This is a genomic window from Burkholderia pyrrocinia, from assembly GCF_003330765.1.
GTDB lineage: Bacteria > Pseudomonadota > Gammaproteobacteria > Burkholderiales > Burkholderiaceae > Burkholderia > Burkholderia pyrrocinia_B.
The window spans coordinates 154,977-181,072 of record NZ_CP024904.1 but is presented as its reverse complement, the minus strand read 5'-3'; the positions used below and the strand labels follow the sequence as shown (position 1 = coordinate 181,072).

General features: G+C 67.2%; 26 protein-coding genes. 10 read left to right on the top strand and 16 right to left on the bottom strand.

The window, feature by feature from the left end; all coding sequences use genetic code 11:
• Nucleotide 1: 1 nt before the first annotated feature.
• From CUJ89_RS33925 to CUJ89_RS33875, 11 genes are all read right to left on the bottom strand, one after another.
• On the bottom strand, nt 2-445 hold the full coding sequence (locus CUJ89_RS33925) for a TadE/TadG family type IV pilus assembly protein (RefSeq protein WP_114181837.1): 444 nt from the start codon (nt 443-445) through the stop codon (nt 2-4).
• The gene (locus CUJ89_RS33920; protein WP_114181836.1) at nt 442-975 is read right to left on the bottom strand and encodes a TadE/TadG family type IV pilus assembly protein; all 534 of its coding nucleotides are present in this window, start codon (nt 973-975) and stop codon (nt 442-444) included. Before CUJ89_RS33920 ends, CUJ89_RS33925 begins: the two co-directional genes overlap by 4 nt.
• A gap of 12 nt (nt 976-987) precedes the next feature.
• Nucleotides 988-2,253, bottom strand: coding sequence for a pilus assembly protein TadG-related protein (locus CUJ89_RS33915; protein ID WP_114181835.1), 1,266 nt, complete (start codon nt 2,251-2,253; stop codon nt 988-990).
• A gap of 25 nt (nt 2,254-2,278) precedes the next feature.
• Nucleotides 2,279-2,575, bottom strand: a complete 297-nt coding sequence (locus CUJ89_RS33910) for a hypothetical protein (RefSeq protein WP_114181834.1) — start codon at nt 2,573-2,575, stop codon at nt 2,279-2,281.
• Nucleotides 2,576-2,595: 20 nt separating this feature from the next.
• Nucleotides 2,596-4,572 carry a type II and III secretion system protein family protein gene (locus tag CUJ89_RS33905; RefSeq protein WP_114181833.1) on the bottom strand — a complete coding sequence of 659 codons (1,977 nt, stop codon included), beginning with the start codon at nt 4,570-4,572 and terminating at the stop codon, nt 2,596-2,598.
• A gap of 104 nt (nt 4,573-4,676) precedes the next feature.
• Nucleotides 4,677-5,516, bottom strand: a complete 840-nt coding sequence (gene cpaB, locus CUJ89_RS33900; RefSeq protein WP_114181832.1) for a Flp pilus assembly protein CpaB — start codon at nt 5,514-5,516, stop codon at nt 4,677-4,679.
• 35 nt (nt 5,517-5,551) lie between these two features.
• The gene (locus CUJ89_RS33895) at nt 5,552-6,952 is read right to left on the bottom strand and encodes an ATP-binding protein (RefSeq protein ID WP_114181831.1); all 1,401 of its coding nucleotides are present in this window, start codon (nt 6,950-6,952) and stop codon (nt 5,552-5,554) included.
• A 32-nt stretch (nt 6,953-6,984) separates the two neighbouring features.
• Nucleotides 6,985-7,524: a prepilin peptidase gene (locus tag CUJ89_RS33890; RefSeq protein WP_114181830.1), complete on the bottom strand. Its 540-nt coding sequence runs from the start codon at nt 7,522-7,524 to the stop codon at nt 6,985-6,987.
• Between the two features lie 28 nt (nt 7,525-7,552).
• Nucleotides 7,553-7,759 carry a Flp family type IVb pilin gene (locus CUJ89_RS33885; protein ID WP_114181829.1) on the bottom strand — a complete coding sequence of 69 codons (207 nt, stop codon included), beginning with the start codon at nt 7,757-7,759 and terminating at the stop codon, nt 7,553-7,555.
• A gap of 82 nt (nt 7,760-7,841) precedes the next feature.
• Nucleotides 7,842-8,033 carry a Flp family type IVb pilin gene (locus tag CUJ89_RS33880; protein WP_114181828.1) on the bottom strand — a complete coding sequence of 64 codons (192 nt, stop codon included), beginning with the start codon at nt 8,031-8,033 and terminating at the stop codon, nt 7,842-7,844.
• 141 nt (nt 8,034-8,174) lie between these two features.
• Entirely contained in the window at nt 8,175-8,366 is a 192-nt protein-coding gene (locus CUJ89_RS33875) for a Flp family type IVb pilin (protein ID WP_114182443.1), read from the bottom strand.
• A 277-nt stretch (nt 8,367-8,643) separates the two neighbouring features.
• Here CUJ89_RS33875 and CUJ89_RS37905 point away from each other — a divergent pair, with 277 nt between their 5' ends.
• From CUJ89_RS37905 to CUJ89_RS39110, 6 genes are all read left to right on the top strand, one after another.
• Nucleotides 8,644-9,156 carry a hypothetical protein gene (locus CUJ89_RS37905; RefSeq protein WP_152036690.1) on the top strand — a complete coding sequence of 171 codons (513 nt, stop codon included), beginning with the start codon at nt 8,644-8,646 and terminating at the stop codon, nt 9,154-9,156.
• A gap of 259 nt (nt 9,157-9,415) precedes the next feature.
• Nucleotides 9,416-10,654 carry a glycosyltransferase family 87 protein gene (locus tag CUJ89_RS33870; RefSeq protein ID WP_114181827.1) on the top strand — a complete coding sequence of 413 codons (1,239 nt, stop codon included), beginning with the start codon at nt 9,416-9,418 and terminating at the stop codon, nt 10,652-10,654.
• Entirely contained in the window at nt 10,651-12,030 is a 1,380-nt protein-coding gene (locus CUJ89_RS33865; RefSeq protein WP_114181826.1) for a glycosyltransferase family 87 protein, read from the top strand. The genes CUJ89_RS33870 and CUJ89_RS33865 overlap by 4 nt, the downstream gene beginning before the upstream one ends.
• A gap of 24 nt (nt 12,031-12,054) precedes the next feature.
• Nucleotides 12,055-13,098 (top strand): glycosyltransferase family 2 protein, encoded by a 1,044-nt coding sequence (locus CUJ89_RS33860; protein ID WP_114181825.1) that lies wholly within the window; start codon nt 12,055-12,057, stop codon nt 13,096-13,098.
• A gap of 15 nt (nt 13,099-13,113) precedes the next feature.
• Nucleotides 13,114-13,497, top strand: a complete 384-nt coding sequence (locus tag CUJ89_RS33855) for a GtrA family protein (protein ID WP_114181824.1) — start codon at nt 13,114-13,116, stop codon at nt 13,495-13,497.
• Entirely contained in the window at nt 13,475-13,642 is a 168-nt protein-coding gene (locus tag CUJ89_RS39110) for a fucose-binding lectin II (RefSeq protein ID WP_114182442.1), read from the top strand. The genes CUJ89_RS33855 and CUJ89_RS39110 overlap by 23 nt, the downstream gene beginning before the upstream one ends.
• A gap of 19 nt (nt 13,643-13,661) precedes the next feature.
• Here CUJ89_RS39110 and CUJ89_RS33845 read toward each other — a convergent pair whose 3' ends face one another.
• Both CUJ89_RS33845 and CUJ89_RS33840 read right to left on the bottom strand, forming a co-directional pair.
• Complete coding sequence (locus tag CUJ89_RS33845) at nt 13,662-14,600, bottom strand: ABC transporter substrate-binding protein (RefSeq protein WP_114181823.1); 939 nt, start codon at nt 14,598-14,600, stop codon at nt 13,662-13,664.
• Nucleotides 14,601-14,698: 98 nt separating this feature from the next.
• Nucleotides 14,699-15,817: a TauD/TfdA family dioxygenase gene (locus tag CUJ89_RS33840; RefSeq protein WP_114181822.1), complete on the bottom strand. Its 1,119-nt coding sequence runs from the start codon at nt 15,815-15,817 to the stop codon at nt 14,699-14,701.
• 399 nt (nt 15,818-16,216) lie between these two features.
• Between CUJ89_RS33840 and CUJ89_RS33835 the strand changes: the two genes are divergently transcribed.
• Both CUJ89_RS33835 and CUJ89_RS33830 read left to right on the top strand, forming a co-directional pair.
• Nucleotides 16,217-17,650: an MFS transporter gene (locus tag CUJ89_RS33835; RefSeq protein ID WP_114181821.1), complete on the top strand. Its 1,434-nt coding sequence runs from the start codon at nt 16,217-16,219 to the stop codon at nt 17,648-17,650.
• A 52-nt stretch (nt 17,651-17,702) separates the two neighbouring features.
• Nucleotides 17,703-18,971: an ATP-grasp domain-containing protein gene (locus tag CUJ89_RS33830; protein WP_114181820.1), complete on the top strand. Its 1,269-nt coding sequence runs from the start codon at nt 17,703-17,705 to the stop codon at nt 18,969-18,971.
• 30 nt (nt 18,972-19,001) lie between these two features.
• On the opposite strand, the gene CUJ89_RS33825 is transcribed toward CUJ89_RS33830, so the two are convergent.
• On the bottom strand, nt 19,002-19,877 hold the full coding sequence (locus CUJ89_RS33825) for a LysR family transcriptional regulator (protein ID WP_114181819.1): 876 nt from the start codon (nt 19,875-19,877) through the stop codon (nt 19,002-19,004).
• A 167-nt stretch (nt 19,878-20,044) separates the two neighbouring features.
• Here CUJ89_RS33825 and CUJ89_RS33820 point away from each other — a divergent pair, with 167 nt between their 5' ends.
• Both CUJ89_RS33820 and CUJ89_RS33815 read left to right on the top strand, forming a co-directional pair.
• Entirely contained in the window at nt 20,045-20,989 is a 945-nt protein-coding gene (locus CUJ89_RS33820) for a hypothetical protein (protein ID WP_114181818.1), read from the top strand.
• Nucleotides 20,990-21,038: 49 nt separating this feature from the next.
• Complete coding sequence (locus CUJ89_RS33815; RefSeq protein ID WP_114181817.1) at nt 21,039-22,247, top strand: ATP-grasp domain-containing protein; 1,209 nt, start codon at nt 21,039-21,041, stop codon at nt 22,245-22,247.
• A 149-nt stretch (nt 22,248-22,396) separates the two neighbouring features.
• Here CUJ89_RS33815 and CUJ89_RS33810 read toward each other — a convergent pair whose 3' ends face one another.
• Complete coding sequence (locus CUJ89_RS33810; RefSeq protein ID WP_114182441.1) at nt 22,397-24,166, bottom strand: histidine kinase; 1,770 nt, start codon at nt 24,164-24,166, stop codon at nt 22,397-22,399.
• 84 nt (nt 24,167-24,250) lie between these two features.
• Complete coding sequence (locus CUJ89_RS33805) at nt 24,251-25,663, bottom strand: HD domain-containing phosphohydrolase (RefSeq protein WP_114181816.1); 1,413 nt, start codon at nt 25,661-25,663, stop codon at nt 24,251-24,253.
• Between the last annotated feature and the right edge of the window lie 433 nt (nt 25,664-26,096).

Here is a 26,096-nt window from a genome sequence, read left to right as displayed (position 1 = left end):
ATTAATTGCAAGCGGTGCCGCCGGTCGCGGAGCTCAGGCTCTCGCGCGGCAGCGTCGTCGTGAACGGTGGCATCGTCAGCGTGACGTTCACGAACGGGATCATCGTCTTGACCGTGACGTTCGTCACGCTCACGGTCACGAACGAACACGTGTTCACATCGCAACTCGCCGGCGAGTAATTCACCGACACGTTCGCGGTCGACAGCAGCGGCAGCAGCTTCGTCACCCGCTTCGCGACGCCGGCGGCATTCACGTCGCAAACCACCGCCGTGCGCGCGCCGAGGCGCACGGCCTCGCTCGCGGTGTTCCAGTAGAACAGCACGCGGCCAAATTCGAAGATGCCGATCAGCAGCATGATCAGGATCGACGCGATGAGCGCGAACTCGACGATCGTCGAGCCGCGTTGGGCGCGACGGCGCGACGGGGGGAAATGGCGCGCGTTCATGACACTTGCCTCATCACGGTGACGATGTTGCCGAACGTGATCGACGTCAGCCCCGGGTACGCCGGGATCGGCTGGTACGTGTAGCCCGTGATCTTCACTTCGACGACGTTGATGCTGCCCGTCGCCGTGCCGCTCGCCGCGTTGTTGTTCGCGTCGTAGGTCGGCAGGTTCGCGAACTGAGCCGGGTCGGACGCGTCGCTGCAACCGGTCGTATGCTGCGCGTCGCAGATGGTCACCATCGAGGTCGTGAGCCCCGGCACCAGCTCGGTGCCGGACGCGCCGCACGTCGTGCTGCCGTAGACGACGAGACACTGCGCAGCCGACACCGGATACGCGCTGTCGGTCGGCAGCCAGACCGACAGGTAGCGTGCCGCGTCGCGCGTCGCCTTGGTCAGCGTCTCGTACTGGTAGATCGCGCGGCCGAACTCGGCCACGCCGGTCGCCAGCACGATCATCGGCATCAGCACGAGCGCGAACTCGACGGCAGCGACACCACGGGTGCGCGAACGGCGAAACGGGGGCCTTTTCATGATCGCCTCTCCCTATTGAACGAGCATCGGCACCTGGACCCCGGACGCGCTGCCGCTGCCGGGCAAGCCGTGCGTCGCGCACGGATTGTTGCCGGATACGGACGAGCCGAGGTATTCGAGGTGGGCTATGACCCCGCCGCTGCCGGGGCTGAACGGCAAGGGATCGAGCATCAGCACGCAATCCCATTGCGTGACGTGCACCTTGCCGCTGCTCCCGTTCAGCGTCGAGCAGTCGCCCTCCGGCGCGAGCGCGACGCGGCGATCGCCGCCGTTGGTCTGGTAGTTGCTCGCCGTCACGGTGCCGTTGGTGGAGATCCCGCTGCCCGACGGCGGTGTGCCGTCGCCCTGGTAGGGCTTGTAGGTCGTGCGGTCGGTCACGAACTGCGTGTACGCGTCGCCCTTGATGCCCGCCGTTCCGGGCGGCCCGTAGTTCGGGCCGACATACGCGTAGCCGGTGAAGTCGGGCTGGCCGCTCGAGCCGTTCGCGCCGTTCGTATAGATGCCGAAGCGCGTATTCCATGCCCGCAGCGACGCCGACTTCAGGCCGGTGCTGCCGAGGTCCGGCGGGCTCTTGATATTGCAGGTGTTGCCCGACAGCTCGCTCGAGATGGTCGGTTCGTTCGTCGAGCCGTCGAGCGCCGCCCAGCCAAAGTTGCCGGGCCCGTAGGACGAACCGGACGGCGACGTGAGCCAGTCGCCGACGTTGTAGGACGGCGCACCCGTCGCGCGGCACACGAACACCGGAATCGCGCAGGTCGTCTGCCCGCCGCCGACCGTCGCGATCGCGCTCGCCGATACTTCCGCCGCGTTCGCGAGCTGGGTGCCCGGCAGCACGTTCAGCACCTCGATGAACCAGTGCGCGATGTTGCTCAACGTCGCGGTGCACTGCACGTACTTCATGTTCGCCGGCGTCGTGACCGAGTTCTTCGGCAGGAACGGATTGGTCAGCGAATCGCTGAACGTGACGTTCGAATTCGTCAGCATCTGCACCGACTTGTTCTGAAAGAACACGAAATTCAGGTGGCCGGCGGCGATGCCGTTCGCCTCGGCGACGGACAGGCTGATGGCCGTGGTCAGGTCACGCGCAGCCGACAGCGCGCACGCATCGGCGCTGTTCTGCAGTTCGCTGCGCGTGACGTACAGCTTGCCGAGATCCAGCGCGAGGCCGACGAACCCGATCATCACCGCCAGTGCGAGACCGACGATGATCGCGACGGCGCCGCGCTGGCGATGCAGGCCTCGACGCGTGACTTTCGGATAACGAACTGCGCTGGTCATGGCGTTCTCCCTGAGCGTGCCGTCGTTACTGGCTGGCCTTGCCGATGCCGATCACAAACGCATTGGCTGGCGGCTGGATCTGCTTGAACGACTTGTCGTAGTTGTCGAGCGCGGCCGTGGCCGCGCCGCCGTCGACCACCGCCGGCGACGCCGCGTGTTCGGCGGCATGCGGATCGATGATCTGGGCCTGCATCACGGCGCGGACCGACTCGCCGAAGCGGGTGTCCCACACCGGGGTCGACGACATGCAGCCGGCAAGCGCGAAGGCGAGCGGTACGGCGAGCGCCGCGCGGCGCACGAATACGAGGTAGGCGGATTTCATGAACGTCCCCTTGGATGGCTTCAACGATCGGTGGACTGGGGTTCCGCGTGCGCGACCTGCGCTCGGGCAGCCTCAGGCATCCGGTGCTTCGGTCGCGCCGCCGGCGTGGCCGGCGTGTCGGGGCCGGCCGCCGCGAGGCGCGCGGCGGCGGCTTCGATATGCGCGATGCGGGCCGCGTTTGCCGCGTTTGCCGCGTTTGCCGCGTTTGCCGCGTTTGCCGCATTTGCCGCATTTGCCGCGTCGTGCTGCGGCGCGGTTGCCGCCACTGGCGCGGGCGCCTTCTGCGGCTCGACCGGCACCGGCGGCTGCGCGTCCGCGCCTTGCGGCGCGCGCGGCGCGGGCAGTGCGGCGGCCCGACCGGCCGGGGCTTCCGATTGCGGCGCCGGCGCCGGTACCGGTGCCTGGGCAGGAGCCTGCGGTGCAGCTGCCGCGCCGTTCGCGGGTTGTGCGCCCGCCCTGCGGACCCCGCCACGACCTTCCATGTTGCCCGTCGCATACACGTCGGCTTCGTTCGGCGTCGAGAAGCTGTCGGTCGGCATCGGCACGTCCGCGGTCTGCAGCGGCTTAACCAGGTGCGGCGTGATCAGGAAGATCAGCTCGGTGCGATCCTGCTGGAACGACGTGCTGCGGAACAGCGCGCCGAGCACCGGCACTTCGCCGACCCCCGGGATCGCCTTCAGCGCGCCGCTCGCGTTGTCCTTGATCAGCCCGCCGATCGCGAACGATTCGCCGTCGCTCATCTGGACCGTCGTCGACGCACGCCGCGTCGTGATCAGCGGCAGGATCGACGTGCCGCCGATGTTGGACGCACTCAGCGTGACGCCCGTCTGCGACAGCTCCGACACCTCCGGTGCGACCTTCAGGCTGATCCGGCCGTTCGACAGCACCGTCGGCGTGAACTTCAGCGCGACGCCGAACTCCTCTTCCTGCAGCGTGATCGACGACGTGCCGTTGCCGCTGCTTTGCGGGATCGGGATGAAGATCTTGCCGCCGGCGAGGAACGTGGCTTCCTGGCCGCTGATCGTCACGAGATTCGGCTCCGCGAGGATCTTGACGAGGTTGTCGGTGTTCTGCGCGTCGGCCGCGATGCTGAACGGCTTGTTGTTCGCCTTGTTGAAGATGGCCCCGCTCGCGACGCCCGCGAGCAGGTTGCTGACCAGCGCGCCGCTCCACGAACCGAACCCGCCCTGGATGTTGAACGCGCTGCCCATCTGGTTGATTAGCGTCTTCGACACCTCGGCCACCTTCACCTCGAGCATCACCTGCTGCGGCGACGTGATGCTCAGCATGTTGAGCACGCCGCCGCCCGCCTTGCCGCCCGCAGCGGGTTCGCCGGCGCTGTCGCCGTAGGCATGCGCGATCTGTACGGCCTGCTGCGCGGCCTGCGAACTCGACACGTTGCCCGACAGCACGATCGTGCCGGCCGCGGTCGTCACATGGATGTCGCGCTCGCCCGGCATCAGCTGCTGCAGCGATGCCTGCAGGCCGCCGGCGTCCGCGCCGACCGCCACGTCGATCACGCGGCATGCGCCGCTCCTGCCCTGCACGATCATGTTGGTCGTGCCGACCGACAGCCCGAGGATGTACAGCGTTTGCGGCGACACCATCGTCGCCTGCGCGACGGCCGGATTGCCGATCGTCCGATTGCGGACCGGCTCCGGCATCGGCACCAGCAGCGACTTGCCGAGCGGCACGCTGACGCTGGTCGAATCGCGCACCGCGCCGATGCAGTTCGGCCCGCGCAGCGGCCCGGACGACGCGGCGGCCGCGGCGACCGGTGCCGCCGCCATGCTGATCGTCATCTGCACGGGCCCCTTGCCGACCGCGGTCGGCGCGCTGGCGCCGCCCTTCGTCAGCACGGCCGATTCGATGCCTTCCTGGGCCAGTGCGCCATAGACGGTCAGCCATCCGGAACAGAGGATCGCGGCCATCATCGTGCCCCGTGCGACGCGCGTCCGCAGTGGGCCAGTACCTGTACGTTGCGGTTTGATCTTCATTTTGTCTGATCCCCGAGAGACCGGCGCCGTGCCGGTTGTCGACTTCCAAGGCCACCGTGTGCCGACGGCCAGGCTGTTTATCTATCTGGATGTGTTGATCTGCTTCAGAAACATTCGACGCTGCCCTTCACGCCCGTCAGCACGCCGACGCAGTCGCGCCGCGCTTCCGGCGCCGCGCGAGACGCGACATGCACGCGCACCGTCCGCACGTGGGCGGGAGCCGGCAGCGCTTCGGGCGCGGGTTCCTTGCCCAGCAGCGTCAGCTTGGTCGCGCCATCGGTGTTCAGCGTCTTCTGGTCGACCTGGTTGCGCAGCACGAGCGACAACGTGCCGACGCTGCGCGCGAGGTCGAGCCGTTCGGCCTGGTCGGGCGTGACTTCCAGCGTCACCGCGTTGACCACCTTCGGCGCCGTGTCGTCGCGGCTGACCTGCTGCGCGACGGCGAGCACGAGGATGTGCTCGAGCACGATCTTGGAGATGCTCTGCCCGTCGGTCTTGCCCTGCTGCTCCTGCGTGTTGACGATCACGTCGACGTAGTTGCCCGGCAGCGCGAAGCCCGCGACACCGACCACGTCGTTCACGCGCACCGTGATCGCGCGGCTGCCGTCGGCGATCACCGCAGACAGCCCGCCCTTCGTGCCGACCGGCGCGAGTTTCGACTCGATCACCGGTTCGCCGCGCGACAGGCTGGTGCGCACGACGCGCCCTTCGAGCCCTTTCGTATCGGTGAACGCGCCGGTCGGAACGCTGCCCGACGGCCAGCTCACCAGGTGGATCTGGTTCGGCCCGAGCGGTTCGCCCAGGTTCAGGTCGTTGGTCGCCACCGCGACCGGCGTGACCGAGCTCGTGGATGTCTGCACCAGCCAGTGGGACGCGAACACGACCGCGGCAAGACCCGCGACCATCGCGACGACCAGCATCATGAGCGCTCGACTGTTTTTCATGGCAATGCTCCTCGACGATTCGTGAAAGAAACGGCTCAACCGGTGACGAACGTACGGCCACCGCGCTCGATGGGCGGCGGATGGCTGCCGTCCCGTTCGGGGGCGGCGCCGAAGTAGCTCGCCCACGCGTCGTACAACGCGTCGTGCGTCACCTCGGGCGGGTCGCCGCGATACCGCGCGCCGGCGGCCACGAGGCGCAGCAGGTCGGCCGGAAAGCACGCGAGAAAAGCCTTGCCGGTCGGCAGGTGCAGCCGATGCAGCAGGTAGTCGAATGCATCGCTCGCCGATACGAGGCCGAGCGACGCGCAGGCCGCCTCAAACACCGTGCGGTAGTCGTCGATCGACAGCGGACCGACGTGAAGCTTCGAGCCAAGGCGGCGCAGGAACGCGTCGTCGCAGAACAATTCCAGCGACAGGTTGCTCGAAAACACCGGCCACACGTCGAACGGCAACACGAAGCGATTGCCCGACTCGAGCGTCATGAAATCGACGCCGCGATCGAGCGGGCGCAGCCAGCGATTGAGCAGGTCGCGCGGCTCGACGCGCTGACGGCCGAGATCGTCGATGATGTACATGCCCATGTTCGCCTTCATGTGCGGCGGCGCCTGGTAAAAGCCCGCGGCCTCGTCGCGGCGAAGATCGAGCTCTTCGAGCGTCAGTTCGCCGCCGGACAGCACGACCGGCCGCCGGCACAGGCGCCAGCGGCGATCGACCGACGGGCCGCCGGGTTGCGATGGCGCGTCGACATGCACGAGCGGATCGTAGATCTGGATCACTTCACCGGCCGCACAGATCGCGTGCGGCACCGGCACGCGGCCGTGCATCAGCGTGCCGAGCCGCTCGGCGAGAAAGGTCTTGCCGCTGCCGGCCGGGCCGTAGATCAGCAGCGGGCGGCCCGCATTCAGCGCCGCGGCCGCCGCGTCGAGGACCGCCGTGTCGATCACGATGCCTTCGAACGCAGCCCACACGTCGCTCTGGCCGATGTGCAGCTTGCGCACCGAATGGACGGCCACGCATTCGAGATACGCGTCGAGCGTCACCGGCGCGGGCCCGCTGTAGCCGCTGCGCGCCCGTTCCTCCAGCGCAAGCACGCGGCCCGCGTCGGTCAGGCGGAACGTCACGTCGAGATCGGTCGCGCCGCGATGAGTGAGCTCGACGAGATGCTCGCGCACCAGGAACGCGAAGACGTCGTCGAGCACCGCGAGCGGCAGGCAATGCCGCTCGACCAGATCGCCGTATGACGGACGGCCGAGCATCAGCGTCGACTTCAGCACGAGCCCGGCGACGAACGTCATGCTCAGCCCGGTTTCCTCGAGCGTGCGCGGCGCCGCCGGCAACTGCGAGCCCAGTTTCGTATAGGCCTCCCGCGACGGCAACGGGTCGGGCAGGTGGGCCACCTGCGCGTCGCGTCTCGGTTCGGTGTGGTTCGTGTTCATGGTCGTTCCGTCCTCGTTGCGGATTCGTCGCGCTATGCGCACGACGCGAACAGCATGCCCAGCGTGCCGGCTGCGATCGCCACGCCGTACGGCAGCGTGCCGACCGAAGCGAATTCCGCGGGGCTGTCGGCGGCCCCGGTGCTTGCCCCTTGCGAGCGCCGCGCGATCAGCGCGCGGACGTTCGCCCACATCTGGCGCATGCGGCCGCGCAACAGCGCGAACGCGATGGCGCCGATCCCGCCGGCCACGAAGGTGGCCAGCACGATGTAGAACGTCATTTCCGCGCCGACCCATGCGCCGATCGCGAGCATCAGCTTCACGTCGCCGGCCGCCATCCCGCGCAACAGGTAGAACGGCAGCAGCAGGCCGAATCCGGTCGCAGCGCCGGCGAGCCATCCGAGTGCGCCTGCCTGGACGCCGTGCAGCAGGCACTGGGCGACCAGCGCGCCGACGAGTCCGATCGCGACGAGGCGGTTCGGGATGCGTCGGGTCGCGATGTCCGTGCTGGCCGCGGCGACCGCGAGCAGCGTCACGCATAACGGAACCGGGTAAGGCGGCGCAACAGGTAACATGGCGAACCTCGCGGGTCGAATCGATGGATCAGGAGACCATTGCCAGCGCAGTGGTCACGGCAGCCGTCACGGCCGTCGCGATCACCTCGTACGTATCGGCAAGCGAGCCTTTCAGCGTGACGACGCTGCCGAGTACCGCGACGGCGAACATCGACCCGAGCAACGCATATTCGATCGACGTCACGCCCTGCTCGTCGTCGATCCAGCGGCATACGACACGCGCAATGGCTTGCATGATGGTCTCCGGTTCCGGGTTGATCAGAAGACCGGGGACGGCTCGAGCACTGCACCAGCCGAGCCGCCCGCGGTACGGTCCATCAGATGGCTGCGACCGCCGAATCGAGGTCGTCCGCGATCGTGGTGAACACGGTCTTGAGGTCCTTGCCGACCGTCGACAGCGCGGCAATGATGCCAATGGCGATCAGTGCAGCGATCAGGCCGTATTCGATGGCCGTCACGCCGTCTTCATCGCGGACGAAACGGCTGGCTTGCTGAATGAACTTGGACATGATGATCTCCTTGCGTAGTTACTTTCAAAGCCCTCGCGTGCCGGCTGGATCGATTGATCTGGCGTCGATACGTCGAGGAATGTCGTTGATGCCGTGTGGTGCCGACGAACGATTCAGACGAGCCGTTCTTCGTACCGTCCATCAAATGGCTGCTACTACCGAGTCCAGATCGTCTGCGACCGTACCGAATACGGTCTTCAGATCCGTACCGACCGTCGTCAGCGCGGCGATGATGCCGATCGCGATCAGCGCGGCGATCAGGCCGTATTCAATGGCCGTCACGCCGTCCTGATCCTCGATGAACCAGGCGATCTTTTCGATAAAACTAGACATGAGCATTCTCCTTTCGGACTGCTACAAAAAACCCTTCGTCTGTCAGGACGTTGGGGATGGGCACCACCGGCACTACAAGAAAATCGAAACGTGACGCTCAGCTGCGAGGACAGGGATGCGCACACCTGTCCGTGTGAACGGATTTCAGCAAGAGGGAACGCAAGAGATGCGCGGACGGTTCGATCAGCCGGATAAACCGGGCATGCCGATCGACCGGAACGGCGTGGCTGCCGTTCGACGCACGGTATTCAATTGAACGGGAGTCGAACTCCCGGCGATGCAGCAACTCGTCTTTGTCGCGGCTCGCGGGCCGCTGTGTGCTGTGGTCTTTCATTTTTATTCCCCATGTGCTGCCATGCCGATTTCTTATTGCCCTGGAAATACCGGGTCTCATCGGTCGATCGACAACGGTTCTCGCGGTTCATCGACCTGGAGCTGCGTGTTCCCCGACGCGCTCCGGCCTTCGTTTCCGCAGGTGATTCCGAAGCCGGCTCCATCTGTCTGTTCCTGGAACCGCCCGGTCGTCACATCGTCGACTGCCGTGCCAACGCTTACGCAAAGAGCAGGCCATCCCGGGCAAAATCCAGACGTATCAAGGGTTCCGGCGATCCCCGCCTTCTCCGGCCGGAAGCGCGATGCCGGAAATGTTTCAGATTTGATATATCCGCTCCCGCATGCGCGGCAGGCCGGAACGCTCGCCGACGTGCTGCACAAAGGGCGCAAAAAATTTCGTCAGGATTTTCCCGAACGCGGAAATTCGGTCGCGTGCCGCGCGTTTGGCGGGGTGTAACAAAATGAAACAAGCGGAATGTTTCAAACCAGATACACGAAACCCGGCCGTGTCGATTTCTCATACTTGAAAACGCGGTTTTCACGCCGGTTACCGGCACATCGAAATCCCGGCTGTCAGTGGGTGATTTGCAACACGCGATTTTTTCTTCAACAATGCATTCACCGGACAACGCCGTTTCAGAGCGATTCGATCCGCAGGCACGACAACATGAAACCGCTGCGACAGACCACGCAGCCACCACTACAGACGGGGCATCATGTACACAGCCAATCGTGGAACGCGCGATCGCGCAATACGCTGTGCTCAATGGCTGACAGCCGACCGGATCATTCCGTACAGCTGCATCATGCTGATGCTCTTCGTATCGTTGCTGGTTGTCTGGGGCGTCGTGACCGACGGCTTCACGTCGAACGCCACCGCCCGCCCGGGCACCGACTTTTCGGTCTTCTGGACCGCATCGCATCTCGTGTTGCAAGGCCATGCCGCATCGGCCTACGACCCTTCGTCATTCCTGCAGGCCGAGTTCGCGCACTTCGGTGCGTATCTGCAAAACCGGCCGCTTCCCTGGCTCTATCCGCCGACGATGTTGCTGTTCATCGCGCCGGTTGCCCTTGTGCCTTTCCTGCCCGCTTACTTCCTCTTTTCCGCGGGCAGTCTTTTATGCTACGCGTTCGCCGTCTCGCGGTTGTCGGGATTGCGCGCGCATCTTCCCCACCCGCGCGCCGCGGCGCTCGTCATGGTCGCGTATTCGGCGGTGTGCTTGTCCGCGCTGTTCGGACAGAACAGCATCCTGACCGCCGGCCTCGCCGCGCTCGCGCTGCATCTGCTCGGCAAGCGCCCGGTCGCGGCCGGCGTGGTGATCGGGCTGCTCGCGATCAAGCCGCAACTGGCCGTGGTGTTCCCGTTCGTGCTGATCGCGGCGCGTGCGTGGCGCACGTTCGCGGCGGCGGCGATCAGCGCGACGCTGTTCGCGGCCGCCGGGATTGCACTGGCTGGCCCTGGCGCGCTGCACGGCTTGAGCCACGCCATGTCGACGGTACGCGATCAGCATTTCATGCTCGCGTCGTACTGGCTCGCGTCGCCGACACCGTTCGCCGCGCTGCGGCTCGCCGGTGCGCCGGTGGCGGCCGCGCTGGCCGCGCAAGCGGCGGTCGCGCTGCTCGCGATCGCCGCGGCTATCGATGTATGGCGCCGCACGTGCGACATGCGCTTGCGCGGCGCGGTGCTGGCGGTCGCCACGCTGCTGACGACGCCGTATCTGTGGCACTACGAACTGACGTGGCTCGGCATCGCGATCTTCTGCCTGATCGCGCACGGCCTCGACGAAGGCTGGCTGCCCGGCGACCAAGGCATCCTCGTGCTCGCGTGGCTGCTGCCGATCTTCGAAATGCTGAACCGGCTGATGAAGCTGCCGCAGATCGGGCCGGTGGTGCTGCTCGCGGTGCTGTTCGTCGTCGTGCGCCGCACGGCGCTCGCATCCCGGAGCGTGCGATGAAAGCGCCTTCGTTCGCCCGTCACGCGCATCCGGCCATCGATGTGCATCCGGAACTTCCGATCGCGGGCCCGCGCCGCTATCCGCACTGGCTCAATCGCGATCGCGTGCGCCTCTATGCGGGTGCCGTGCTGCTGACCGAGCTGCTGTTCGTCTGCATCTATCTGGTCCGCCTGTTCCTGTCGCACCACGCCGCACCGGAACCGCTGTCGCCTGATTTCTCGCCGATCTGGAGCGCCGCGTGGCTCGCCGCGCACGGACACGGCGCCGACGCATGGCATTTCCCCGCGCTGTTCGCAGTCCAGAAGCTCGCGATCCCGACGATAAGCATCGCGGATGGCACGCTGCCATGGCTCTATCCGCCCACCACGCTGCTGTTCGTGTTGCCGCTCGGCTGGATGCCGTACATGTTCGCGCTCGTGCTGTGCCTCGGAGGCACCTATGCATTGTTCGCGGCAACGATCCGCGCGACCGTGCAGCGCGATGCCGCGTGGCTGTGCGCGCTCGCGTTCCCCGGCGCGTTCCTCACCGTGATCGTCGGACAGACCAGCCTCTTTACCGCGACGCTCGCCGGCGTCGGCCTGCTCGTGCTGAACCGCCGCCCCGTGTGCGCCGGGATCTGCTTCGGCTTGCTGACGATGAAACCGCAGCTCGCGGTGCTGTTCCCGCTCGCGCTGCTGTGCGCAGGCCAATGGCGCGCGCTGGCCGCGTGGGCCGCGACGATCGCCGGCAGCGTCGCGCTCGCGACGCTCGCGTTCGGCGTCGGTCCGTGGATCACGTTCGCGCACGTGATCGGCAACGTCTACGCGATCGTCGGCACCGGTCACGCCAAGCTCGCGCGCATGCCGTCCGTGTTCGCGCTCGCGACGATGGCCGGCTGGCCCGCGATTGTCGCGCGCGGCCTTCAGCTGCTGTCGGCTGCGGCCGCGGCCATCGCCGTCGTCTATGCATGGCGCGGCGCGTGTTCCTATGCGCTGCGCGCCGCGACCCTTGCATGCGCATGCCTGCTCGTCAGCCCTTATCTGTACGACTATGACCTGACCTGGTACGGCCTCGTGATCGCGTGGTACGCGCGCTATGCGTGGACGCACGGCTGGCGGCGCTTCGATCGCGAATGGCTGATGCTGCTGTGGCCGATGCCGCTCGCGGGCCTCGCGGTCGTGCCGCATCTGTCGTTCCAGTTCCTGCCGCTCGTCACGCTGGCATCGCTCGCGCTGCTCGTCAGCCGGATCGCACAGGAAAGACACGACGTGCCGTCGATGCCGGACGCACGCGACAACTCGACCGAGACCGGGTTCACGCATCCGGTCCGATCGCACCACCGCCCGGCGTACGGATTGCACCGCGCCGGCCGCCCGACGATCGGCGCGGGTCGGTGAAGCGACATCACAAGGGGAACCATCATGCGCGAATCACTCTACACGCCGCTCGTTTCGCTGGTCGTGCCGTTCTATAACGAAGGCGAGGCCGTCGAGCACTTCTTCGACGTCGTGATTCCGTTGCTGACGGCCATCGACGCGATCCGCTTCGAGATCGTCTGCGTGAACGACGGCAGTCGCGACGACACGCTCGAACGCCTGATCCGGATCAGCACCCGCGAGCGGCGCGTGCGCGTCATCGATCTCACCCGCAACTTCGGCAAGGAAGCGGCGCTGACGGCCGGCCTCGACGAAGCCGCCGGCGACGCGGTGATCCCGCTCGACGCCGATCTGCAGGACCCGCCGAGCCTGATTCCGGTGATGATCGAACACTGGCGCAACGGCGCGGAAGTCGTCGCAGCCAAGCGCAGCAACCGCGCGTGCGATTCGTTCGCGAAGCGCACCGCGGCCGCGATCTACTACCGCGTGCACAACCTGCTGTCGGATGTGAAACTGCCGGAAAACGTCGGCGATTTCCGGCTGATGGACCGCAAGGTCGTGAACGCGCTGCGCAGCCTGCCCGAGCGGCACCGCTTCATGAAGGGGCTGTTCGCGTGGGTCGGCTACCAGACCGTGATCATCGAATACCAGCGCGACCCGCGCAGCGCCGGACACTCGAAGTTCTCCGGCTGGAAGCTGTGGAATTTCGCGCTGGAAGGGATCACCAGCTTCAGCACCGTGCCGCTGCGCAGCTGGACCTACATCGGCGTCGGCATCGCCGCGCTCGCGTTCCTGTACGGCTCGTTCGTCATCTTCCGCACGCTGCTGTTCGGCAATCCGGTGCTCGGTTACGCGTCGCTGATCTCGGTCACGCTGTTCATCGGCGGCATCGAGCTGATCGGGATCGGCGTCGTCGGCGAATACATCGGGCGGATCTACGACGAGTCGAAGCAACGGCCCGTCTACCTGATCCGCCGCCGCTACCAGGCGCACGGCAAGGTGATCGAACTGCCGGTCGCACGCGACGCGCGCCGCCAGCTTGCTCGCCGGCGCGTGCAGCCGGCCCGGGCGCGGATCGGCGCACGCTGACGCGCACGAACGGCCATGATCAACCTGCTCTACGCCGAGCGCACGCGGCTCGTGCGCTTCGGCGTGTCCGGGCTCTGCTCGACCGCGATCCATACGCTGGTCGCGGCGGCCCTGTTCACGCTGTTCGATGCGACGCTGGTGGCCGCGAATGCCGTCGCGTTCCTGTGCGCCACCGCGTTCTCGTATCTCGCGAATACGCTGTGGAGCTTTTCGTCGACGGTACGCACGCGCAACGCGCTGCGTTTTCTCACGGTCACACTGGCCGGCTTCGTCGAAACGCTGCTGCTCGCGCGTGCCGCCGAACTGCTCGACGTGTCGCGCGCAATGAGCGTCGTCGTGATCGCGCTGCTGATCCCGCCGACGACGTTCGTGCTGCATCGGCTCTGGACGTACCGGTAAGCTGGCGATCGCGGGCGGCCTCTTCCCCGCCCTTGCCGAAATCGATCGGCCCATCGCGGCGCGGCTCGGCCGGCTCGGGGCCGACGACGGCGCCGACAGCGACTACAACGACGGGATCGTCATCCTGCAATGGCCGATCACCTGAGCGTCGCTGCGTTCGTCCCTCAGGTGCGCGGCAGCCCCGGCGGATTGGTCTGCGACTGGTCGATCGCTTCGGCGTCGAGACGCCAGCGGTCGAGCACCTTCCGGTAACTGCCGTTCGCGATCAGCGCATTGATCGCGGCCGTCAGCGGATCGGCGAGGCCGCTGCCCTTGCGCGTCGTGATCGCGATGTCCGCGGTGCGCGGCCAACCGCCGCTCACGGTGCCGATCAGCTTCGCATCGCCGCGCAGCGACGCCTGGTACGCAAGCATCGAATTCACGCTGAAGATCGTGTCGACGCGGCCCGACTGCAGCGCGACCCAGCGCTCCGCCGAATCGGCGTAATACTGGATCGCGACCGGTTCGAGGCCGCGCGCGACGTTCTGCCGGTTCCATTCAAGCAGGATCTTTTCCTGGTTGGTTCCTGAGTCGGTCACCACGCGCAGCCCGGCGACGTCCTTCGGCTCGCGGATCGCGGCAATCCGGCTGCCGGTTTTCACATAGAAGCCGAGCTGATCCTTCCGATAGGTCGAGAAGTCGAACTTCTCCTTGCGCTGCTCGGTGACCGTCACGTTCGAGATCACCGCGTCGACCTTGCCGGACTGCAGCGCGAGCGGCCAGTCGGCCCACGCGAGCGGCACGATCTTCAGCTTGCGCCCCGCACTGTCGGCGATGAGCTGCGCGAGATCGGGATCGAAGCCGACCACCGTCCGCGCATCGGTCGCGTACGTGCTGAGCGGCGGCAGGTTCGGCGCGATGCCGATCGTCAGCGTGTGCGCTTCGGCAAACTTGAAACCGCCCGGCAACGCCTGTTCGACCGCCGGGTTCACGGTGCCGCGCTGCCGGCCCGGCTGCTCGGGGCTCAGGTCGAACGTCGCGGCCTGCGCGGCGACGCTGCCGCCGATCAGGATGGCGGCCAGCACGCGAGCGGCGCGCGCAACGGGAAATGCTGTTCTTCTCATGTCTTCCGGATTCCTTCCTGTTCGATGATGCATGCGGCGAACGCGAGCGGAACGATTTTCAGCGCACGCCGCCGCCCCGCCCTGCGTTCGCGGCCCGCTCACGCGGGTGTCGCTTCGAGTTCGGCTGCGGCCGCTCGCTGAGGCACCGGTTGCGCGACGGGTGCCGGGCGCGCCGCTTGCGACTCGCCGGCGTACAGCGCTTTCGGATCGAATACGCGCGCCTGCAGCGGCGTGAACGCGCGGAAATTCCACAGGCTGCGTGCGACGAACACGCGCTGCACCCAGCGAAACGCGCGGTCGTTCTCGTCGTATTGCGGATCGAAGCGATCGCGCGAATGCAGCGTGAAATGGTTGTTGATCAGCACCAGCTTGCCCGGCGACACCTGGACGCCGAACGACACCTCGCGCACCGCGCGATACAGGTTCGCCAGCGCTTCCTGCGCGCGCGTATTGACCGCCAGCACCATGTCCGGATAGAACGCGACCGTCACGCGCGGCGCGTCGAGCGGCCCCGACAGCACGGCGCTCAGGTCGGTGTTGTCGCGCGGCGTCGGCGACGCGCCGCGCCACCGGTACGGCACGCGGATGATGTAGTGCTCGCCGTAGAGTTGCGCGATATCGTCCGGCGACAGCAGTTGCAGCGCGCGGCGCGCATCGGCGAGCCGCGTGTACGGGCCGCCGCCGGCTTCGCTGCGCACGCCGAGCAGCAGCAACGCGAACGGCGACGTGTCGCCTTCGGGCATGTGCGCCTGCGCGGCGTTCTCGATATGGAAATCGAGCTCGACCTCGGAGCCGAGGCCCGTATAGTCTCGCGCGGTCGTCTTGTGCGGCGTCAGGTTGTTCACCAGCTCGCGGCCTTCGTGCGCGATCGAATACGGCTCTCCGGCCAGCGTGCTCAGTGCGACCAGCACGTTCTCGCTCAGCACGCCGGCCTTGAACGAGCGGCCGGTTTCCTCGAACCTCGGGCTGCCCGTCACGTCGTCGTCGATCGGCAGGTTGTCGATCTCGATCGAGCCGTGCGCGTCCGCGGTCGGCGCCTTCGCGCGGTCGAATGCGTCGACGATTCGGTCGGGAAACGCGTTGTACGCGAGCTTGCGTACAACGCTGATGTAGCCGGCGCCGCCGGCCGGGTCGTAGGCCAGCGCGCCGAGCGTCTTCCGGATGTGACCGGACTCCACTGCCGTCAAAACGATGCGTTCATCTGCGAGATAGGTCATAGGTCTCTCGTATCAATATCCTGGGTCGAAGGGCGGTATGGCACCACCGCCGCGCTTCGCCGTCCTCGGTGCGAAGCGCTCGACAAGACTAGGAGACCGTCATCCCGTTGCGAAATGATATTAAGTCGATTGCAAACAAAAATTATCGATATAAGTTCAGCAACGCGGCTGATGTCATGCCGCATCGATCGAGCCCGTCTTTAACACGAATACTTGTTAAAAAATCGCTGGTTATTATTTGTATTCGCTAGCGGGTCGATGCTAGTTTTCTGTCGGATTCGATGATGCGGCGGGCCTTCGACGGGCAACCGCTCCCTCCATCCGCCATACGGAAACCCGCCAGATGAACCGATACCGCCTGCTGTACTGCCTCCCGAACTACCCGGCCCGGAAGCCGCGATGAGCGAACGCGTTCCGGCGCTCGACAGCGCGCTGACCGCCGCCGCGCCGTCGCACCGCACGTCGCTGCGCGCGATCTTCCCGACCGTCGCGGCCGCAAGCCTCGGCTTCGCGATCGTCCAGCTCGACGTGACCGTCGTCAACGTCGCGATTCCGAGCCTCGGTCATTCATTCGGATCGAGTGTCCACGGGCTGCAATGGATCGTCGATGCGTACACGCTGTCGTTCGCCGCGCTGCTGCTGACGTCCGGCACGCTGGCCGACCGCTTCGGCAGCCGCCGGCTGTTCGCGTACGGCCTCGCGCTGTTCCTGCTGGCGTCGCTCGGCTGTGCGCTGGCGCCGTCGCTGGCGGCGCTGATCGCCGCGCGTGTCGCGCAGGGCGTCGGCGCCGCGATGATCCTGCCCACGTCGCTCGCGCTCATCACGCACGCTTGCGCGAACGACGCCGCCGCCCGCGTGAAGGCCGTCGCGTGGTGGAGCGCGACGGGCGGTGCGATCAGCGCGGCCGGGCCGACGCTCGGCGGCCTGCTGATCGATTCGTTCGGCTGGCGCGCGATCTTCTTCATCAACCTGCCGATCTGCGCGGTCGGGCTGTGGCTCACGCTGCGCCACGTGCAGGATTCGGTCGCCGCGCGCACACGGCTGTTCGACCCGGCCGGCCAGATCGTCGCGGTGCTTGTGCTCGGGCTGCTGACGGGCGGAATCATCCGGGCCGGCGCGCACGGGCCGGGCGACCCGTATGCGGCCGGCGCGCTGGCCGCGTCGGTCGTGCTCGGCGCGCTGTTCGTCGCGATCGAGCGGCGCGTGACCGCGCCGATGCTGCAGCTCGCGTTGTTTCGGATCGCGCGCGTGCCGGGCACGCTCGCGGTCGGCGCAGTCACGAATGCCGCGTTCTACGGGCTGATCTTCTCGCTCAGCCTCTATTTCCAGAACGCACGCGGCTTCACGGCGACCGAATCGGGGCTCGCGCTCGCGCCGCTCACGATCATCATGCTCGCCAACCTCGCGAGTGCGCGACTCTCCGTCCGGTACGGGTTCCGCACGACCGTCATCGTCGGCCTCGCCGTGTCGCTCGCCGGCTACGTGTGGCTGTGGCAAACGCTCGCCGCGCACACGCCGTACGCACTGCTGGCGCCGGGGCTCGCGGCGATGGCGATCGGCGGCGGTATCGCGATTCCCGCGCTGACGTCGACGATGCTCGGCAGCGTCGACGCCGGCCGCTCGGCCACGGCTTCCGCAATCCTCAATACCGCGCGCCAGGTGGGCGCCGCCGTCGGTGTCGCGGCGCTCGGCGCGCTGGTTGCGGGCCAGGGCGTGGCGATCGTGGCCGGCGCGTCGCGCGCGTTCGCCATTGCGGCCGTGCTCGTCGCCGTCTGCATCGTGCTGGCCGCGCGCTGGCCCAGCGACGCACCGGACACCCGCACGCGGGCCTGAGCACGTGCAGACCGCCTCTCTTCAACCGATCCCACAGCCGAGCGAGGAATCCATGCAGCATCGCTTCATCGACACCGTCCTGATCGTCGACGGCGCGTCGACGGCCGCCTATCTGGCGCCCGCCTTTCGCGCATACGGCATCCGTTGCGTGCACGTGATCAGCGACCCCGATTTGCCGGAAATCTACCGGAACCAGTTCGTCCCGTCCGACTACATCCGCCAGGTCCAGCATCACGGCGACCTCGACGCGACGCTCGCGCAGCTCGCCGACTTGCGGATCGGCGCGGTACTGCACGGCCTCGACGCGGCGCTGGAGCTGGCCGACACGCTGGCCGAGCGGCTCGGCGTGCCGTATCGCAACCCGCTCGCGACGTCGACCGCGCGGCGCGACAAGTTCGTGATGAACGAGCGCATCCGGGAAGCCGGCCTGCGCGCACCGGCGCACTTCCACAGTACGTCGGTCGACGAAGCGCTCGCCTGGGCGCGCGCGCACGGCACGCTGCCGCTCGTGGTCAAGCCGGCGCGCAGCGCGGGCGTGGCCGGCGTGAAGATCTGTCGGACGCTTGCGCAGGTCGAGGAGGCCGCGCGCGACGTGCTGGCCACCCGTTCGCTGTACAACCAGCCGAACGACGACATCGTGATCCAGAGCTATTCCGAGGGGCAGGAATACATCGTCGATTCGGTGTCGTTCGAGGGCCGCCATCGGGTGGTCAGCCTGTGGGAAGTGCACCGCGACCGCACGCACGCGCCGCGGCTCGACAAGATGCTGGTGCTGAACCATGCCGACCCGCGCTACGCGCCGCTGCTCGATTACGCAGCCGACGTGCTCGACGCGCTCGACGTACGCTTCGGGCCGACCCATCTCGAGCTGTTCGATACCGCCGACGGCCCGACGATCGTCGAGCTGAACGCGCGGCTGCACGGCAGCCTCGATCCGCGGCTGACGAGCGCGGTCAGCGGCGAGAATCACGTGTCGGCCGCGGTCGAAGCCGTGCTGCATCCGGAGCGGCTGTTCGGCGAAGTCGCCGCGCCTGCGGATTTTCGTGGCTACTGCGGGCATGTGCTGCTGCTGTCGTCGCGCAACGGCGTGCTCGCGCAGGACTTCACGTGGCAGGCGATCCAGGCGCTGCCGTCGTTCGTCGGGCTCAAGCAATGGATCAAGGTCGGCGACACGCTGCGCGTGACCACCGACCTGCAGACGGCGCTCGGCACGGTCGGCCTCTATAGCCCGACGTTCGAGCGGCTGCTCGACGATTGCCGGCGCATCCGCGAAATCGAGGCCGATTTCTTCGCCGACGAACGCGCCGTCGCGCCGGCATAGCGCGGCGGGCGTTGCCCGCTCTCGCCGGCGCTAGCGCGCGAGCAGCGCGCCCGCCTGCCGGCCGAGCACTGCGCGCAATGCGTCGAGTTCGGGCAGCGCGGGCGTGGCTTCGGGCGTGACGAGGTAGGTCGTCACGCTGTCGAGGTCGTCGAATGCGTGCGCGCGCAACTCCTTGCGCGCCACGTGCCCGGTCGTGATCCCCTTCGGCAGGATCGCGACGCCCATGCCGGCCGCCACGCATCCGAGGATGGCGCCGAACGTGCCGAACGACGACACCGACTCGATCGCGAAGCCGCGCGCCTTCAGCCAGTGCTCCGCGACCGCACGATACGGGCAGCCGTCGTGAAACGCCAGCAGCCGCACCGTGTTGTCGGCCAGCAACTGCCGGCGCGTGACCGTGGCCGCGCTCACCAGCACCATGTCCTCGGCGAACGCGGGCTCGTAGCGCAGCCCGGGCCGGACGACCGCGCGCGCGGTGAGCGCGGCGTCGATCCGGCCGCGCAGCAGCGCGTCGGCCAGTTCCGGCTCGCTGCCGATCTGCACCGCGAGACCGAGTGCCGGATCGCGTGCCTTCAATGCTACGGCGAGCGCCGGCAGCCGCGTGGCCGCCGTGCTTTCCATCGAACCGAGCCGGAAGCTGCGCGCGACCGGCGTCTCGCGCACCACCTGCGTCGCTTCGTCGACGAGACGCAGGATACGGTCGCAATACGGGATCAGCCGGCGCCCGGCTTCGTTCAGCACCAGCCGCTTGCCATGCCGGTCGAACAGCGGCGCGTCGAGCGACTCTTCGAGCTGGCGAAGCCGCGCGGTCACGTTCGACTGCGTGCAGCCCAGCCGTTCGGCCGCACGCAACGCGCTGCCTTCCTGCACGACAGCCCGGAAGGTTTCGAGCAGAGGTATGTTCATATCACTTTCTATTGTTACTGATTCATCTTATATCATTTTACTTCGCCGATCATCCGGATTAGCCTAGCGGATATTCCGTGCCGGCCGGCCCCTTTCCGAGGAATCCGCATGCCATCCGCTGTCTGCTCCGGCTTCACCTCCGTTCGCCGTCGGCCCAAGGCTCGCCCGTGCGCGCACTGATCGCCGCGACGGTGCGGCGCGGCCCGACCGTGCTCGCGTGCGGCGTCGGCCTCGGGCTGCTGGTTCCGCCGCTCGCGGCTCTCGCGCGGCCGCTGATGCCCGTCACCGTGTTCCTGTTCGTGCTCGGCACGCTGCTGCGCGTCGAGCCCAGCGCCGTGCGCGCGGTCGCGCGGCGGCCGGCCGTGTCGCTGCTGTTGCCTGCCGTGACGATGATCGCGTGCCCGATCGCGCTCGGCATCGCGGCGCGGCTCGCCGGCATGCCGTACGACTGGGTCGTGGCGCTGGTGATCGCGTACTGCGCGCCGCCGTCGAGCGGCACGTCGACGATCGCACGGATGCTGTCGTTCGACGCGAGCGTCGCGCTCGTTGCGACCCTCGCGTCGATGGCGTTCGTGCCGCTCACCGCGCCGCTGCTGACGGCCTGGTTCAGCCACGATGCGGCCGTGTCGATCTCGCCCGTAAGCCTCGCGTTGCGGCTGGCGCTGCTGATCGGCAGCGCCGAAGGCGTCGCGCTGCTCGTGCGGCGCTTTGCCGGTTCGCGGCTCGACCGCTACGCGATGCCCATCGACGCGATCGTCGTCGTCGCGTTGCTGGTGTTTGCGCTCGGCACGATGGCCGGCATGCAGCAATCGATCATCGATGCGCCGCACCGTGCATTGACCGCGATCGCACTCGCGTTCGCCGTCAACGCGGGCTTCCAGATCATCGCGTACGGGCTCACGCCCGGCGACGTCCGCACGCGGCTCAACGTCGCGCTGATCGTCGCCAATCGCAACGTCGGTCTGATGTGGGCCGCGCTCGGGCTCGCCGCGACGCCGACCATGGCGCTCGTGTTCACGTGCGCGCAGTTGCCGATCTATACGCTGCCGCGCGTCGTGCAGCACCTGCTGCCGCGCCTCGAAGCGCAGCGCCTGCGCAGGCGCGTGCGTTAGCCGGCGCGCGCCGCGGCCCCACTCTCCCGCCCTCGCTCAAGGAGCCCGCATGAAGCGACTCATCGTGATCGGCGCACGCGCCACCGGCAGCAGCCTCGCGCTCGTGCGCGCCGCGCTCGCGCGTCAGGTGGCCGTGACCGTCATCACCGCGCCCGGCCATCGTCTCGACGGCGTCTTTCCCGACGGTGTCGAAACGGTCAACCTCGCGCCCGACGCCGGCCAGCTCGCCGGCTGGCTGCGCACGCGTTTTCCGGACGAAATCGACACGCTGCGCGTGACGACCGCGCACGACACCTATGCGCGCACCGCCGCATGGGTCGCCGACGCGCTCGGCCTGCCCGGCCCCGATGCGCGGCACGTCGCGCACGCCGTATCGAAGTCGAACCAGAAGGCGTTGCTCGCTGCGCACGGCCTCCCGGCCGCTCAATTCGTCGCGGGCACGCTGGCCGCGCCGGCGGCGCTCGCGGCCGCAGCCGCGCCGTTGCGCTTTCCCGTCGTCGTCAAGCCGTCGGAAGGATCGGCGAGCGACGGCGTCCGGCGCTGCGAGGACATCGCCGAAGTGCGCGCGCAGCTCGACGCGCTCGCCGCCGCGCAAACCGATGCGCAGTCGCTCGCGACCGAGCGCGTCGTGATCGAGGAATTCCTGAGCGGCAGCGAATACTGCATCGAGTATTTCGACGGTCGTTATGTCGGCGCGCTTCGCAAGCTGAAGCGGCATGGCACCGGCTTTCTCGAACGCGGCTATACGTCCGAACTCGACCTCGATGCCGACACGCTGCGCGCGCTGATCGATGTCGGCACGCGCGCCACCGCAGCAGCCGGGCTCACGTGGGGGCCCGTGCATTTGGACTGCATCGTGCACGACGGCGTGCCGCACGTGATCGAACTGAATCCGCGCATCGCGGGCAGCTTCATCTGCGACATCGTGCGCGACGGCTATGGCTTCAACGTGGTCGAAGCATTGCTCGACAAGCTCGACGGACGCCCGGTGGCGATTCCCGCGCTGTTCGAGCCGCATGCGTATGCACGCGCAGAATTCCTGCTCGACAGCGATCCCGGCGCGTGGCGTTTCGCGCAGGCCGGCGAGATCAACGACGGCGCGGTCACGATCAGCTACGGGCCGCAAGTGCTGCCCGATCGCGAACGGCGCGCGTTTCTTTATGTGTGTGTCGCGCTGCCGGTCGCGCATGACGCGGCGGAGCAGCCGGGTTCGTCGACCGGGATCGGCAACGTCGCGCGGCCGACGCTCGCCGGATAGCGCGTCAACCCGTGTCCCGGCCGGCTTGACCTGAGCGGCGCAAGCCGCCTCTGACGCGACGACGACGCTGCCATCGAAGTTCCGCAACGGCCCCCCGAACGGATTCGAGCGCGCGTGACCGCACACGTGCAGCGCCCACGATCACATCCTCATGCCCGCTGCTCCAGTGCCGCCACGTTCGCGTTGTCGCGTGCCTGCCGGACCGGCAGCCTCACGCGGAATGTCGTGCCGCGCCCGGGCTCGCTCGACACGTCGATGGTGCCGCGATGGCGCTCGACGATGCCGTGCGAGACCGACAATCCAAGCCCGGTTCCCTGCCCGACCGGCTTCGTCGTGAAGAACGGATCGAAGATCCGCCGGACGACGTCGGGCGCCATGCCCGTTCCGGTGTCGCTGATCGCGACCGACACCTGTTCGCCATCGCTCGACGTGCTGATCGTGACGACGCCGCGCTCGGGAATCGCCTGCGCCGCGTTGACCAGCAGGTTCATGAATACCTGGTTCAACTGCGACGGCAGGCATTCGACGTGCGGCACGTCGCCGTAATCGCGCACGATGTCGGCCTTGTACTTGAGTTCGTTATGGACGACATTGAGCGTGCTCTCGAGGCCTGCATGCAGATCGACCACGCTCCACTCGTCGTTGGCCGGGCGCGAGAAATCGCGCAGGTCCTGCACGATGCGCCGCACCCGCACCGCGCCATCGATCGATTCGTCGATCAGCGTCACGATCTCGTCGCGGACGTAGTCCAGATCCGCGGTGCGGCCCATGGCCGCCAGCGCGTCGCGGGCGGCCGGGTCGAGCTGCGGCAGCACGGCTTCATGCGCCGCGACCACGTCGAGCAGACTTCTTACCCAGGTCTTCAAGGTATTGAGGTTCGCGCTGACAAAGCCGATCGGATTATTGATCTCGTGCGCGACGCCCGCCGCGAGCTGGCCGATCGACGCGAGCTTTTCCGACTGCAGCAACTGCACGTGGGTTTCCTCGAGCGCATGCAGCAGGCGCCGCTGCTCTTCCTTCTCCTGTTCGAGCCGCGCCTGCGCGGCCTTGCGTTCGTCGATCTCGGTCGCCATGTTCTCGCGCGTGCGCTGCAGCATCTCCGTCGTCTGCTCGTAACGGCGCAACGCGCGTTCGAGTTCCGCGGTGCGCAATCGCACGAGCCGCTCGAGCGTATCGGTCATCCCGCGCAAAAAGGTTGTGCGCGCATCGAAGCGGCTCAACAGCAGCGTGACGATCAGGGTCGCCATCGTAAACAGCGCGACGGTCGTCGCGAGCCACGGCGCGTCGATCCCGTTCGCGGCGCCGCATCGGGCATCCGGCGCGAAATGGGCGGCCGCCATCCCCGTATAGTGCATGCCGGTAATGGCGATGCCCATGATGACGGCCGCGCCGACCCGTTGCGCGGTCGCATGACGCGCCTGCTGCACGCGCAGCGCCTGCGCAATCCATAACGCGGCGGTCGACGCGATCACCGCGATGCCGATCGATGCGGCAAACAGCGCGGGATCGTAGCGAATGTCGGGCCGCATGTGCAGCGCAGCCATCCCCGTGTAGTGCATGCCGGCAATCCCGGCGCCCATCAGCGCGCCGCCCGCGCACAGTCGCCGCCAGCCCAGCCGTGCGCGCGTGACGACATTCAGTGCGAAATACGACACGAGCACGGCGATCGCCAGCGACGCGCCGGTATCCTGCAACGCATAGCCGAGCGGGATCGGCAACGAGAACGCGAGCATGCCGACGAAATGCATCGACCAGATCCCGGTTCCCATCGCCACCGCGCCGCCGCCCAGCCACGCACGCTTGAGTTTCGGGTTGTCGAGCAACGAAATGAACGCGGCCAGGTCGAGCGCCGTATAGGAGGCCAGCGTCGCGATGGCGAGCGACAGCAGGACGAGCAGAAGGTCGTAGGTGCCGTGCATGATCAAGCGCCCGAATCGATGTGAATGCGTTGCCGCGACGCGCGGTCCGGTGCGACCCGCAGCCATCGGGCCGCGGGGCCGGCGTCAGCCGGGCGACGCGCCCGCGCCGGGCGCCTGCATCGATGCGGCCGAACCGGCCAGAACGAGGATATCGAACGGCGTCCCTTCCCTCGTCTCGAAGCGGCGCACGAGCTCGATCTGGTGCGCCGACATCACGCTGCCCTTGGTCATCAGCAGCACGCCGCGATGCGTGCGCAGATCGTCGGCGAGTTGCATCCCTTCGCGCAACTGCGCGGACTTGATCTCCGAGACCGACGCCGCGATGCCGAGACTCGCCGGGTCCCGCATCAGCTCGATGCAGCGCTCGACGATCTGCGGGTCGTAACGCACGCCGGCTTGCGACCGCAACGCATCGAGCGCCTGCTCGACCGAATGCGGCGCCCCGATTTCGCCGTTGCGCAGCCCTTCGAAATCGCGCGCGATCGCAATGATCCGCGAGCCGAGCGGGATCGTGTCGCCGGCCAGCCCGTCCGGCGTGCCGCGTCCATTGAATCGCTCGTACTGGTGAAGCACGATCGACGCGACCTTGTGCAATTGCGCGACCGGCGTCAGCACCATCTGCGCGCGCAGCGGATGCTGCTGGAACAGGCTGTGTTCGTCCGTCGTCATCCGCGTGGTCGGCTTGTGCAGCAATTCGTCGGGCAGCGACAATTTGCCGATGCCATGCAGCAGCCCCGCGAAATAGACGTCCTGCGCATGCAGACTGCTCATCCCGGACGACAGCGCGAGCCGGCGCGCAATCTCGCCGACCCGCATCGCGTGTCCGCTGGCGGTCCCGCAACGCAACTCGATCATGCTCGCGCAGACCTGGACCATCGCCGTAAAGCTGCTTTTCAGGTCGCGTTGCGCCGCTTCGAGGAACATCACGGTCTGGCCGAGTTCCTCGGTACGCGCACGAACCTGCGTTTCGAGTTCCGTGTTGAAACGGCGCAGCGCTTCGTTCTGCGCTTCCGTCAGCGCAGTCAGCCGAGCCGCTTCGCGGCGCAAACGCCGCTGCTCCAGCGCCTGTTCGATGGTCAGCAACAGGTCGTGATCGTCCCAGGGCTTGTTCAGATAGCGATACACGCCGCCTTCGTTGACGGCCTGCACGACCGACGCGATCTCCGAATAGCCGGTCAGCAGAATACGCATCGTGTCCGGATACAGCGCCCGCGCGCGGGCCAGAAATTCCGCCCCGTTCATGTGCGGCATCCGCATGTCGGACACGATCAGGTCGACTTCGGTCGACGCCAGTATCTCGAGCGCGGCGTCGCCGCTGTCGGCAGTCAGGATGTCGTAGCGCGCGGGCCGGAACACGCGCTTGAGCGCCGACAGCACGTTGGGCTCGTCGTCGACCAGCAGGATCGACGGTGCGGCGGGCGCGTCGTCGGATACTGCTGCCGCTTCGGTCGTTTCAGGCGATACGTTATTCATTCCGTTTGTTGCAGATGTCGTCATAATTGGCCTCGGATTTATTATCTGCACCACCTCTGCTACATCGGCCTGCCCGGCGTATTCCATATCGGTGGAAACACCAATGCGTTCGTATTGATTCCGATCCGGGTTCATTGCCGCCCGGTTCTTCACGACACGGAAAACGCATTCGATCCGGTGAGGATGCATGCGGCAGTTCGTGGCCGCTGCATTGACGACGAGGATACAGCGAACAAACAAACGCAAGCGCCATCGAAGCGACGGCGAGCGGCGATTTCGTGACTTGTTGGACGGTCGGCGATGGTTCGAATGATGTCTGACGTGCAGGCACTGATGATGCAGCAGTACCTGTGCCTTATTTGAGAAGGCACTGGGCACAAAGCTACGCCAGAACCTACGCTCTCCCTTTTTGGGGCCGTTATCGACCAGGGACCGATGTTCGACACGGTGTGCTTCA